Source organism: Cupriavidus pampae, assembly GCF_914271485.1.
Lineage (GTDB): Bacteria > Pseudomonadota > Gammaproteobacteria > Burkholderiales > Burkholderiaceae > Cupriavidus > Cupriavidus pampae.
In genome coordinates this window covers 266280-279472 of record NZ_CAJZAG010000009.1, presented here as the reverse complement: position 1 = coordinate 279472, position 13193 = coordinate 266280, and the positions used below count along the sequence as shown (strand labels likewise).

Annotated in this window: 11 protein-coding genes; 7 read left to right on the top strand and 4 right to left on the bottom strand. The window is 64.5% G+C overall.

The genetic code is table 11. The features are described from left to right. Positions 1–7: 7 nt before the first annotated feature. Complete coding sequence (gene def / locus LDO41_RS23475; RefSeq protein ID WP_223992582.1) at positions 8–541, top strand: peptide deformylase; 534 nt, start codon at positions 8–10, stop codon at positions 539–541. A gap of 26 nt (positions 542–567) precedes the next feature. On the opposite strand, the gene LDO41_RS23470 is transcribed toward def, so the two are convergent. Next, entirely contained in the window at positions 568–2034 is a 1467-nt protein-coding gene (locus LDO41_RS23470; RefSeq protein WP_223992579.1) for an MFS transporter, read from the bottom strand. 122 nt (positions 2035–2156) lie between these two features. Between LDO41_RS23470 and LDO41_RS23465 the strand changes: the two genes are divergently transcribed. After that, positions 2157–3062: a helix-turn-helix transcriptional regulator gene (locus tag LDO41_RS23465; RefSeq protein WP_223992578.1), complete on the top strand. Its 906-nt coding sequence runs from the start codon at positions 2157–2159 to the stop codon at positions 3060–3062. Here the strand turns inward: LDO41_RS23465 and LDO41_RS23460 are convergent. From LDO41_RS23460 to map, 3 genes are all read right to left on the bottom strand, one after another. Further along, a complete protein-coding gene (locus LDO41_RS23460) occupies positions 3059–5155 on the bottom strand; it encodes a pseudouridine synthase (protein WP_223992577.1) in 2097 nt (698 codons plus the stop codon). The two genes, LDO41_RS23465 and LDO41_RS23460, sit on opposite strands and share 4 nt — an antisense overlap. Before the next feature lie 27 nt (positions 5156–5182). Continuing rightward, positions 5183–7756, bottom strand: a complete 2574-nt coding sequence (locus LDO41_RS23455) for a [protein-PII] uridylyltransferase (RefSeq protein ID WP_223992831.1) — start codon at positions 7754–7756, stop codon at positions 5183–5185. A gap of 76 nt (positions 7757–7832) precedes the next feature. After that, a complete protein-coding gene (gene map, locus LDO41_RS23450) occupies positions 7833–8651 on the bottom strand; it encodes a type I methionyl aminopeptidase (RefSeq protein WP_223992576.1) in 819 nt (272 codons plus the stop codon). A gap of 300 nt (positions 8652–8951) precedes the next feature. Here map and rpsB point away from each other — a divergent pair, with 300 nt between their 5' ends. The 5 genes from rpsB to LDO41_RS23425 all read left to right on the top strand — a co-directional run bounded on the left by rpsB (position 8952) and on the right by LDO41_RS23425 (position 13155). Continuing rightward, positions 8952–9695, top strand: a complete 744-nt coding sequence (gene rpsB, locus LDO41_RS23445) for a 30S ribosomal protein S2 (protein ID WP_223992574.1) — start codon at positions 8952–8954, stop codon at positions 9693–9695. 155 nt (positions 9696–9850) lie between these two features. Beyond that, positions 9851–10729: a translation elongation factor Ts gene (gene tsf / locus LDO41_RS23440; RefSeq protein WP_223992572.1), complete on the top strand. Its 879-nt coding sequence runs from the start codon at positions 9851–9853 to the stop codon at positions 10727–10729. A gap of 260 nt (positions 10730–10989) precedes the next feature. Beyond that, complete coding sequence (gene pyrH, locus LDO41_RS23435; RefSeq protein ID WP_223992570.1) at positions 10990–11700, top strand: UMP kinase; 711 nt, start codon at positions 10990–10992, stop codon at positions 11698–11700. A gap of 109 nt (positions 11701–11809) precedes the next feature. Beyond that, positions 11810–12370 carry a ribosome recycling factor gene (frr, locus tag LDO41_RS23430; protein WP_223992568.1) on the top strand — a complete coding sequence of 187 codons (561 nt, stop codon included), beginning with the start codon at positions 11810–11812 and terminating at the stop codon, positions 12368–12370. A gap of 14 nt (positions 12371–12384) precedes the next feature. Then, entirely contained in the window at positions 12385–13155 is a 771-nt protein-coding gene (locus tag LDO41_RS23425; protein ID WP_223992829.1) for an isoprenyl transferase, read from the top strand. Positions 13156–13193 lie beyond the last annotated feature (38 nt).

Here is a 13193-nt window from a genome sequence, read left to right as displayed (position 1 = left end):
AAGCAAGATGATTCGAGACATCCTGAAGATGGGCGATTCGCGCCTGCTGCGGATCGCGCAGCCCGTGACGCGCTTCAATACCCCGGAGTTGCGCGCGCTCGTCGAGGATATGTTCGACACCATGGCCTATGCGAACGGTGCGGGGCTGGCCGCGCCGCAGATCGGCGTGGACCTGCAGGTGGTGATCTTTGGCTTCGACCGTGCACCCAATCAGCCGGACCGGCCGATGGTGCCGAAGACCGTGCTGATCAACCCGGTCATCGAGCCGTTATCGGAAGAGCGCGAGGACGGCTGGGAAGGCTGCCTGTCGGTGCCGGGCCTGCGCGGCGTGGTGCCGCGCTACACGCATCTGCGCTACTCGGGCTACGACATCGAGGGCCACCGCATCGAGCGCGTCGCGGATGGTTTTCATGCGCGCGTGGTGCAGCACGAATGCGATCACCTGCTGGGCGTGCTGTACCCGATGCGGATCGAGGACTTCTCGCGCTTTGGCTTCACCGAAGTCCTCTTTCCCGAACTGCCCGCGAACTACGACGACTGACTACGACGACTGAGTACGACGATTAATCACGACGACGGACAGGCGGCGGCCGGGAGCACCGGCTGCCCGTGCCGCGCGTGATAGCGCACGGCGCCAGCCAGCAGGAGCGTGACGAGCGCCAGCTCCGCGCCAAGGCCCGCCAGCGTCGCGTCGAGATAGTAGGCCGGGCCGGCCACGCTGGCACCGCCCGCGTGATGCAGCACCTGTGCGAACACGGTGCCCAGCAACGCCGAGCCCAGACCAAAGGACGCCTGCTGCATCGTTGCCAGCATCGCGCTGCCCGCACCGGCGTGGTCGGGCGGAATATCGGCCAGCCCGATCCGATAGAAGCAACCCACCATCAGCGCATTGCCGAAGCCGATCACCACGGTCGGCGCGGCCATGTCCAGCCACGTCGGGTGCGGCCATACGTGATGCAGCGTGTAGCACAGCGCCAGCATGCCCACGATATGGATCGCGCAGCCGGCAATCAGCGTACGCGTGCGCCCGATCAGCGCGACGATGCGCGCGCTGAACACCGCGCAGATGAAGTAGGCGGTACCGAGCGCAATGAACGCATTGCCGCATTCGGTCGGCGACAGATGCGCGCCCGATTGCAGGGCCAGCGCCAGCACGAACATCATGCCGCTCCAGCTGGTGAACAACAGGATCGCGATCGCGAGGCCGAAGCGGACGCTGGGCAGGCGCATCAGCGAAGGCGGCAACAGCGGGTGCAGGCCTTGTCGCTCCTGACGCAGTTCGACGCGCCACAGCAGCGCGAGCAGCGGCACCGCGGCTGCCATGGTGGCCAGCAGTGGCCAGGACCAGTGCATGGTCGGGCCCATGGCGAGCGGCAGCAGGATCGCGATGATCACCACCGCCAGGATCACGGTGCCAGGCACGTCGATGCCGAACGCGTTCTCGCGGCGCGTCTCGGGAATCAGCCGCGGCGATAGCGCGAGGACGACGGCGCAGACCGGGAGGTTGATCAGGAAGGCACTACGCCAGCCCAGTCCGGCGATATCGGCCGAGACCAGCACGCCGCCAAGCACCTGTCCGATGATGAAGGCAATACCGCTGACCGATCCGAACAGCGCGATCGCGCGCGAATGCGCATGGCCGCGCAGCCCTACATGGATGGTGGCCAGAATCTGCGGTACCAGCAGTGCCGCGGCGGCGCCCTGCAGCACGCGCGCGGCCAGCAGCATCAACATCGAATCGGCGATGCCACATAGCAGCGAGGCGATGCCGAACAACAGCACGCCCATGTTGAAGACGCGGCGACGGCCGAAGTTGTCGCCGAGGCGGCCGCCCATGGCGAGGCATACCGCGAAGGCCACGCCGTAGACGGCGACCATCAGTTCGAGCTCGGTCGCCGTGGCATGCAGCGATTGCTCGATGCTGTTGAGCGCCACGTTGACGATCGAGAAATCGATCTGTGGCAGCAGTTGGCCTGCCAGCAGCACATAGAGGCCGGCCTTGGCCAGCGTTGGGGAGGTAGTAGACGTACTCATGGGTATCCGGGGTTGCCTTGTGCTACTTGGTGTGCGGTAGTATCGTGGCGCATCTAGACTGGTACAAGAGTCAGTCTAGACTGGTATAAATTGTGTCAGCCTAGGTTCACAGGAGTTCTTGCATGACTGCACGCCCGGCTCTGCTCGAAGCGGTGTCGCTTGACGATATGACCGATGACGGGGGCTTCGATAGCCGCTCGCAGGAACTCGGCGCGTTCCTGCGGGCACGTCGCGAGAGTCTCGATCCCGCGCAAATGGGGCTTGGACGCATCGGGCGCAAGCGCACCCCGGGGTTGCGGCGCGAAGAGGTGGCCGCGCTCGCCGATATCGGCATCACGTGGTACACGAAGCTGGAGCAGGGGCGGCCGATTCGCGTGTCGGCCAAGGTGCTGAGCGCTGTGGCCGGCGCGCTGCAATGCACCGAGTCGGAGACCGAGCATCTGTTCGTGCTGGCCGGCATGCCGCGTCCCACGGGCGTGCGTGCGCCGTGCGAAGCCGTTCTGCCGGCGACGCAACGCATCCTCGATCAGCTTGATCCGTTGCCGGCGCTGGTGGAGAACACGCGGTTCGACATTCTGGGCTACAACGATGCGTATTGCCGTCTGGTCGGCATGGACCTGGGCCGCATTCCCACGGAAGACCGTAACTGCCTGTATCTGGCGCTATCGCATCCGCAATGGAAGTCGATTGTCGTGGACTACGACGGTATGGTCGCGGCGATGGTTGCGCTGTTCCGCGCGCAGATGGCGGAACATACGCAGGACCCGATCTGGCAGGGGCATCTGCAACGCTTCATGGCCGTATCGCCGATCTTTCGCGAACTGTGGCCGCGTTATCAGGTGCGGGGCTTCGAGAACCAGAACAAACGGTTTTTCCACGCGGAGACCGGCATGCTGAATCTGCACAGCAACAACTGGTGGTCGTCACCGCGGCATGGTGTGCGGATGCTGGTGTACGTGCCGGTGGACGAGCAGAGCGAGCAAGGCTTGTTAAGGCTGCCGTCAGTGCCGGCAGCCCCCAACCCTTAAAATTTCTCGAACGCTCCGAGGAATCGCCACTGCCCCGGCGGCAGATCGCCCAGCACGATGCGACCCATGCGCACGCGCCGGAGGCCAACCACCTTGAGCCCCACCTGCTCGCACATCCGGCGAATCTGGCGCTTGCGGCCTTCGCGCAAAACAAAGCGCAACTGCTCTTCGTTCTGCCAGCTGACCTTGGCGGGCTTGAGTGCCACGCCATCGAGCGACAGCCCGTGGCGCAACCGCTCGAGTTGCTCGGGCGGGAACACCTCGCTGATGTTGCGCTCGACTTCGCCTTCCGGCGATTCCCACACCACGCGCACGAGGTACTCTTTCTCGACCGTCGAGTCTTCGCCGATCAGCGCGCGGGCGACGCGGCCATCCTGCGTCAGCACCAGCAGACCGGTGGAGTCGATATCCAGGCGGCCAGCCGGCGCGAGGTTCTTGCGCTGCCACGGCGCAAAGCGCTTGCGCGTGGGATCTTGTTCCCACTGGTTCTCCGGCGCGAACAGCACGGCGGCCGGTTCATAACCGTCTTCGGCCTGGCCCGACACGTAGCCAACGGGTTTGTTCAGCAGCACGGTCACGCGCTCGCCTTGCTCGGAGCGCGCTTCCTGCAGGATCTCGATCTCGGCTTCGGGACGGATGCGCGAACCGAGTTCGGTCACGGCCTTGCCATCGACGAGCACCCAGCCGCGCGGAATCCATTCGTCGGCTTCGCGACGCGAGCACAGGCCGAGCTCGGACATGCGCTTGGACAGACGCACCAGACCGTCGTCCTCGGTACGTTCGGCGTGGTCATCGGCACGCGGCGCGGTGGCAGCCGGGCGAGCGCGATCGGCGTTATCGCTGAAGCGGCGCTCGCGCGTGGGCGCGGCACGCTCGCCACGGTTGTCGTCTCGCGAGTAGCCACCCTCACGGCGCGGCGGACGCGAGTCGCCGTCGTTGAATCGGCGCGGCGGACGATCGTCGCCACCATAGGGACGCGGCGGACGCGCATCGCCATCACGGCGCGGCGGGCGCGAGTCACCGTCGTTGAACCGACGCGGCGGACGATCGTCGCCACCATAGGGACGCGGCGGACGCGCATCGCCCTCACGGCGCGGCGGGCGCGAGTCACCGTCGTTGAACCGGCGCGGCGGCCGATCGTCGCCACCATACGGGCGCGGCGGACGCGCATCGCCATCGCGGCGCGGCGGGCGCGAGTCACCGTCGTTGAACCGACGCGGCGGCCGATCGTCGCCACCATACGGGCGCGGCGGACGCGAATCGCCATCGCGGCGTGGCGGGCGCGAGTCACCGTCGTTGAACCGACGCGGCGGCCGATCGTCGCCACCGTAGGGGCGCGGCGGGCGCGCATCGCCGTCACGGCGAGGAGGGCGCGAGTCACCGTCGTTGAATCGGCGCGGCGGCCGATCGTCGCCACCGTATGGGCGCGGCGGGCGCGCATCGCCATCACGGCGCGGCGGGCGCGAGTCACCGTCATTGAACCGACGCGGCGGCCGATCATCGCCACCATAGGGGCGCGGCGGACGCGCATCGCCATCGCGGCGAGGAGGGCGCGAGTCACCGTCGTTGAACCGACGCGGCGGCCGATCGTCGCCACCATACGGGCGCGGCGGACGCGAATCGCCATCACGGCGCGGCGGGCGCGAGTCACCGTCGTTGAACCGGCGCGGCGGCCGATCATCGCCACCATAGGGGCGCGGCGGACGCGCATCGCCATCGCGGCGCGGCGGGCGCGAGTCACCGTCGTTGAACCGACGCGGCGGCCGATCGTCGCCCCCGTAGGGACGCGGCGGACGCGAATCCCCATCGCGGCGCGGCGGACGTGAGTCACCGTCACGGCGAGGAGGGCGCGAATCACCGTCGCCGAATCGGCGCGGTGCGCGCTCGCCACGGTCAGCGGGTGCCGTCTGCTGGCGGCCGGACTTGCCACCGGACCGTTCCCTCGCCTGCTTAATCCCTTCCTGTACCTCCTGCACGCGCTTGCGGTTCAGGTCAGACACGCGCACCGGGCGCGTGGCCTTGCGCGGGGCCGTATCGGTAGTGGAAGTCTTGATGCCCAGCGTCTTGCGCCCGGGCGATTTGCTATCGGTCATCTTGTAGGGTACGAATGCGGCGGTCGTTCAGACCGCCAGCGCATCGAGCAGATCCTGCTCGAGCTGAAGCTGTAATCGGTTGTCCGAAGACAGGCGCCCGCCATCGACGAGGAACACATCCTCGACGCGCTCGCCGAGCGTATTGATCCGCGCCGAGAACACCGATACGCGATGGCGCGCAAGCACGCGCGCAATCGAATACAGCAGACCCGTACGGTCGTTGGCCGACAGCGAAAGGAGGTAATACTGGCCGCGCTCGTCGGGACGAAGGTCCACGCGCGGCTTGATAGGGAAGCTGCGCGACTGGCGCGACAGGCGGCCTTGCGTCGGCTCGGGCAACGGGCATTCCAGACGCAGCCGCTCGGCCAGCTCGTGCTCGACCAACGCGAGAATGTCGCGATAGTCGCCAGCGAGGCCGGGGTCGGTCACCTGAAACGTATCCAGTGCATAGCCATGACGCGTGGTATGAATCTTGGCGTCCTGAATCGAGAACGCCTTGCGTTCGAAGTAGCCGCAGATGCGCGCAAACAGATCGGGCTGATCCTTCACGTACACCGCAATCTGCAACCCTTCGCCAGCGGGCGAAATCCGCGCCTTCACAACGGCGGTCTCGCTATCCACCCTGTTGAACAGATGGCGCGTCAGCCAGGCGATATCGCGCGCATCGTGCCGCAGGAAGAACGACACATCGAGCTTGTCCCACAGCGGCTTGCCAAGCTCGGGATCGAACGCCTTGAGCCGCAGTTGCGCGATCGTGTCGTCACGCCGCTGCGCCCACAGCGAATGCGGATCGAGCTGCGCGCCCCCCAGCACGCGCAACGTGATGCGGTACAGGTCCTCGAGCAGCTTGCCCTTCCACGCATTCCACACCTTGGGACTGGTGCCGCGAATATCGGCCACGGTCAGCAGATACAGCGCGGTGAGGTAGCGCTCGTTGCCCACCACCTTGGCAAACGCATGTACAACCTCGGGATCGGTCAGATCCTGCTTCTGCGCTACATGGCTCATGGTCAGGTGATGCTCGACCAGCCAGGCGATCAGATCGGTGTCCTCGCGCGAGATGCCATGCTGCTTGCAGAAACGCCGCGCATCGACGACCCCCAGCTTCGAATGGTCGCCGCCGCGTCCCTTGGCAATGTCGTGAAACAGCGCGGCCGTCCACAGCACCCATGGACGGTCGAAGCTCGCAATCAACTGGCTGCAGAACGGAAACTCGTGCGTATGCTCGACGATCGCGAAACGCCGCAGATTGCGCAGCACCATCAGGATGTGCTGGTCCACGGTATAGACGTGGAACAGGTCGTGCTGCATCTGCCCGACGATGCGACGGAAGTTGATCAGATACCGCCCCAGCACGCTGGTCTGGTTCATCAGGCGCATCGCATGCGTAATACCCTGCGGCTCCTGCATGATCGCCAGGAACAGGCGCCGGTTCTCGGGGTCATTACGCCAGCTCGCATCCATCACGGTGCGCGCGTTGTAGAGCCCACGCAGCGTACGCGGCGTCAGTCCCTTGATGCCGGGCGTGCGCTCATACAGCAGGAAGGTCTCGAGAATCGCATGCGGCTCGCGCTCATAGAGGTCGTCGCTGGTGATCTCGAGCATGCCCTGGCGCTCGACGAAGCGATCGTTCAGCACGCGCGTCACCTTGGACTCGCTCGGGAACAGCATCGCCTCGATATTGAGCAGCAGCACGCTGTTGAGCTGGGTGACCGCCTTTGCCGCCCAGTAGTAGCGGCGCATCAGTTGCTCGCTGGCGCGCTTGTGATTGTTCTGCCGATAACCGAACGCCTCCGCCAATGCGGTTTGCAGATCGAACACCAGCACGTCCTGCCGGCGTCCCGCCAGCAGATGCAGGCGGGCGCGAATCGTGCGCAGCAGCCGTTCGTTGCGCGTCAGTTCCTGCGCCTCGCGCTCGGTCAGCAGACCGCGCTCGAACAGCTGCTTCCAGCTGTCGCCGAGCCCGGCCGCCTCGGTCATCCACAGGATGACCTGCAAGTCGCGCAGACCACCGGGGCTTTCCTTGCAGTTCGGCTCCAGCGCGTAGGGCGTGTCCTGATACTTGGCATGGCGCTGACGCATTTCCAGCAGCTTGGCCTGGAAGAAGTCGCCGGCGTCCATGTCCGCGTCATAACGCGTGCGCAGTTCGTCGAACAGCTTGCGGCTGCCGGTCAGCAGGCGCGCCTCGAGCAGCGACGTGCGGATCGTAATGTCCGCGGCCGACTCGCGGATGCAGTCATCGACGGTACGCACCGACGAACCGATCTCGAGCCCGAGATCCCAGCACAGGCCGATAAAGCGCTCGAGCCGCGATGCGGTATCGGCATCGGGTTCGGCGCGCAACAGCAGCAGCACGTCGACGTCCGAATGCGGGAACAGCTCGCCACGCCCGTAGCCGCCGACGGCCACCAGCGCGGCGTCGCGCGGCAGCTCGAGTCCGACCCATGCCTCGATCAGTGCGGCGTCCACCGCGCGGCGCAGCTTCGTGACGAGCGGATGCACCTGATTGCTCGCCTCGAATTCGGCGAACAGGGCCTGCTTGTCGGCGCGCAACCGGTCGCGGATGCGTTGGCACAGCAGCAGTTCCGGCGTGGTGTCCATGGCGTGGGCGAGTGAATTCTTCACGGCTGAAAGCACAAAGGGCGCCATCATCGGCGCCCCGGTCAGGTTTGCGGCCTCAGGCCGCGACAGATTCGGTAATGAAGGTGGGTGGCACCGGCGACCCCGCCGAGAGCGTCAGCACCTCGTAACCGGTATCGGTGACCAGCACCGTGTGCTCCCATTGCGCGGACAGGCTGCGATCGCGCGTCTTCACGGTCCAGTGGTCGGGCATGGTGCGAATGTCGCGCTTGCCCGCGTTGATCATCGGTTCCACCGTGAAGATCATGCCGCTCTTGATCTCGGCGCCGGTACCCGGGCGGCCGTAGTGCAGGATCTGCGGATCTTCATGGAAGTTCTTGCCGATGCCGTGGCCGCAGTACTCACGTACCACGGTATAGCCGGCGGCTTCCGCGTGCGTCTGGATGGCATGGCCGATATCGCCAAGGCGCGCGCCGTTGCGCACCTGCTGAATGCCCTTCCACATGCATTCGTAGGTCACCTGCGCCAGTCGCTTGGCCAGAATCGAGCCTTCGCCCACCACGAACATGCGGCTGGTGTCGCCGTAATAGCCTTCCTTCGTGATCACGGTGATGTCGAGGTTCGCCACGTCACCGACCTTCAGCACGCGGTCGCCAGGAATCCCGTGGCAGATCACGTCGTTGACCGACGTGCAGATCGCACCCGGAAACGGCGGGTAGCCCGGCGGCGCATAGTTGAGCGGGGCGGGCACGGTACCCTGCACGTCGCGCATATACGCATGGCACAGGCGATCGAGTTCGCCGGTGGTAACCCCCGCCTTGACGTGCGGCGTGATGTAGTCGAGAACTTCGGAGGCCAGACGGCAGGCCACGCGCATTTGCGCGACGTCCTCGGCCGTATTCAGGTAGATGCTCATGCTGCGCTGGAAAAATGTGACGACAAGATCATAAAAACCCTGTCGGAAATCGAATCGCAAAGTGGGATTATCTCACCAACCCGGGCGCTTGGCAGGGATTTGCTGGCTCGCTTGAAGGAAACGCCGATTTGTTGCTACAATCGCGGGCTGACTTGCTGGCGGCTTCGCCACAGTCAGATGGTTGTGCGAAGAAACTTGTACAACGAAACTTTTGGTAAATCGCTGGTCCGCCCATCCGGGGTGTTCCTTTTCAGGAATGTCGGGGCGGACTTCAGACCTAACCCTATTGGAGCACCTCTCATGTCCGTGACCATGCGCGAAATGCTGGAAGCCGGTTGCCACTTTGGCCACCAAACGCGCTTCTGGAACCCGAAGATGGCCCCCTATATCTTCGGCCATCGCAACAAGATTCACATCATCAACCTCGAAAAGACGCTGCCGATGTTCCAGGACGCACTGAAGTACGTGCGTCAGCTGGCTGCAAATCGCGGCACCGTACTGTTCGTGGGCACCAAGCGCCAGTCGCGTGAAGTGCTCGCCGAGGAAGCTGGCCGTGCCGGCATGCCTTACGTCGATGCCCGCTGGCTCGGCGGCATGATGACCAACCACAAGACGGTCAAGATCTCGATCAAGCGCCTGAAGGACATGGAAGCCGCCAAGGAAGCCGGCGCGCTGGATACCATGAGCAAGAAGGAAGCGCTGATGTTCGAGCGCGAGATGACCAAGCTGCAGAAGTCGATCGGCGGCATCAAGGACATGGTTGGCATTCCTGACGCCATCTTCGTGGTGGACGTCGGTTACCACAAGATTGCCGTGACCGAAGCCAACAAGCTGGGCATCCCCGTGATCGGCGTGGTCGATACCAACCACACGCCGGAAGGCATCGATTACGTGATTCCGGGTAACGACGACTCGAGCAAGGCTGTGGCACTGTACGTGCGCGGCGTGGCCGACGCGATCCTGGAAGGCCGTGCGAACGCCGTTCAGGAAGTGGTGGAAGCCGCTCGCGAAGGCGACGACTTCGTCGAAGTGCAAGAAGGCTGATATTCCGGGCACGGGCGCCCTGGTGGCGCCTATGCCGGGAATCCGGGGGTCGAACCCCGAATAGGGGGCACATCCGTCGCCCCCTTTTTTCAAATTATCGAGCTGTCATCAGCGGTGTGTACCCTTTCCCGCCGGTGACATCCAAGGAGTGACAAATGGCGGCAATTACCGCAAGCATGGTTGCAGAACTGCGCGCAAAGACCGACGCGCCGATGATGGAATGCAAGAAGGCCCTGACGGAAGCCAATGGCGACCTGGAAAAGGCCGAGGAACTGCTGCGCGTCAAGCTGGGTAACAAGGCCAGCAAGGCCGCTTCGCGCGTGACCGCCGAAGGCGTGGTTGCCACGTTCATCGATGGCACGACCGGCGCCCTGGTCGAGCTGAACTGCGAAACCGACTTCGTGTCGAAGAACGACGACTTCCTGGCCTTCTCGGCCAAGATCGCTGAACTGATCGCCAAGCAGAACCCGGCCGACGTGGCCGCGCTGTCGGCGCTCGAGATCGACGGCGTGTCGGTGGAAGCTACCCGTACCGCCCTGATCGGCAAGATCGGCGAGAACCTGGCGATCCGTCGCTTCAAGCGCTACGCCAATGGCGGCAAGCTGGCCGCGTACCTGCACGGTACCCGCATCGGCGTGATGGTCGAGTTCGACGGCGATGAAACCGCTGCCAAGGACGTGGCCATGCACGTGGCCGCCATGAAGCCCGTGTCGCTGTCGTCGAACGACGTGCCGGCCGAGCTGATTGCCAAGGAGCGCAGCATCGCCGAGCAGAAGGCTGCCGAATCGGGCAAGCCGGCCGAGATCGTCTCCAAGATGGTCGAGGGTTCGGTGCAGAAGTACCTGAAGGAAGTCTCGCTGCTGAACCAGCCGTTCGTGAAGAACGACAAGCAGACCGTCGAGCAGATGCTCAAGGCTGTCAACACGACCGTGAAGAGCTTCACGCTGTTCGTGGTGGGCGAGGGCATCGAGAAGAAGCAGGACGACTTCGCTGCTGAAGTGGCTGCCCAGGTGGCCGCCGCCCAGAAGGGCTGATCGTCCGGGTGGCAAGCGGGTGTTCCTGGCGGAATGCCAGCGCTGCCACCGTATAATGCCGAGGGGCGCCGCGAGGTGCCCCTCTGCACAAGTACCCAAACAAGTAGCCAAACAAGTAGCAAAGGTTGTCTGCAGCTTGCAGCCAGTTTTCGTCGTGATCTGACCTTCGGGTCACGACGAAAGCCGGTTTCTGACCGGTGCCCATCCAATCCTCCTGAATCGACTCGGCAGAGCGATCAGGATTCTGCCCGAGGGTGAACATGCCAGCCTACAAGCGCGTCCTTCTGAAATTGTCCGGTGAGGCCCTGATGGGCGACGATGCCTTCGGCATCAATCGCGCCACCATCGAAAGCATGGTCAACGACATTGCCGAGATCGTGAAGCTGGGCGTCCAGGTTGCCGTGGTTATCGGCGGCGGCAACATTTTCCGCGGCGTGGCCGGCGGCGCCGCCGGCATGGACCGCGCGACGGCCGACTACATGGGCATGCTGGCCACGATGATGAACGCGCTGGCATTGCAGGATGCCATGCGCCACGCCAATATCGAAGGCCGCGTCCAGTCCGCGCTGCGCATGGACCAGGTGGTCGAACCGTATATCCGCCCGCGCGCGATTCGCCAGCTCGAGGAAGGCAAGGTCGTGATTTTCGCGGCCGGTACCGGTAATCCGTTCTTCACGACCGACACCGCCGCCGCACTGCGTGGCGCGGAAATCGGTGCCGAGATCGTGCTCAAGGCCACCAAGGTGGATGGCGTGTACACCGCCGATCCGAAAAAGGATCCGAGCGCCACGCGCTACACCACGATCTCGTTCGACGAGGCCATTTCCCGCAACCTCCAGGTCATGGACGCCACGGCGTTCGCGCTGTGCCGTGACCAGAAGCTGCCGATCAAGGTGTTCTCGATCGTCAAGCCGAGTGCGCTGCTGCGCGTGATCCAGGGCGAGGACGAAGGTACGCTGGTGCACGTTTGACGTAAGCGGACCGCGCCACAATGCGAATTCGCGCGGTCCTTGAGAGTAGAATGGTTCATTTTCGATCCTGCCCTGAGCGGGATCCTGTCTGGCATTTCCGGAGGTAAACATGACCGTCGCCGACACAAAGAAGAGCGTCGAGCAGAAGATGCAGAAGTCGATCGAGGCCTTCAAGGCCGATCTGGCAAAGATCCGCACGGGCCGTGCCCATGCCGGTCTGCTCGATCACGTGCAGGTGGATTATTACGGCTCGCCCGTGCCGATCAGCCAGGTGGCCAACGTTGGCCTGGCCGATGCGCGCACGATCAGCGTGCAGCCGTGGGAAAAGAAGATGGTGCAGGCGGTTGAAAAGGCCATCCGCGACGCGGACCTCGGCCTGAACCCGTCGACCATGGGCGACGTGATTCGCGTGCCGATGCCCGCGCTGACCGAAGAGCGCCGCAAGGAGCTGATCAAGGTCGTCAAGAGCGAGGCCGAGGGCGCCAAGATCGCCGTGCGGAACCTGCGCCGTGACGCCAACGAACAGTTCAAGAAGCTGGTCAAGGACAAGACGATCTCCGAAGACGACGATCGTCGTGGCCAGGACGACGTGCAGAAGCTGACGGACAAGTTCGTCGCGGAAATCGACAAGCTCGTGGCCGAAAAAGAGAAGGAGATCATGACGGTGTGAAGCCGTCTGTCACCATGCAGCACATCAGTTCTACGCTCGGCGTCCCCGATACCACCTATGTGCCCCGGCACGTTGCCATCATCATGGATGGCAACGGCCGCTGGGCGACACAGCGCCATCTGCCCCGCATCGCCGGCCATAATCGTGGCCTCGACGCGGTACGTGCGGTGGTGGAGGCGAGCGCCGCGCGTGGCGTGCAGTTCCTCACGCTGTTCGCATTCAGCTCCGAGAACTGGCGCCGTCCGGCCGACGAGGTCTCGTTTCTCATGCGTCTGTTCATGACCGCCCTGCGTCGCGAGGTGGTCAAGATGCACGCCAACAATATCCGCCTGCGCGTGGTGGGCGACCTGGCTCGCTTCAGCCCACGCATTCAGCAGCTGATCGCCGATGCCGAGGCGCGCACGGCGCAGAACACCGGTCTGACGGTGACCATCGCCGCTAACTATGGCGGCCGCTGGGATCTGATGCAGGCCATGCGCAAGATGCTTGCGCGCCAGCCGATGCTGGACCCGGAGTCGATCGACGAGGCGGTGCTGGCACCGCACCTGTCGATGGCCTACGCGCCGGAGCCGGATCTGTTCATCCGCACGGGCGGCGAACAACGCATCAGCAATTTCCTGCTGTGGCAGCTCGCCTATTCCGAGCTTTACTTCACCGACACCTTCTGGCCCGATTTCGACGCCGCCGAGCTCGACAAGGCGTTTGCCTCGTACCGGCAGCGGGAGCGGCGTTTCGGACGTACCAGCGCGCAGCTGGTCGCGCCGGGTCTGTCGGGAACCGCCTGAGCGCCGTCGGGCTGCTCAAGCCGCCCACGGGCCATTCT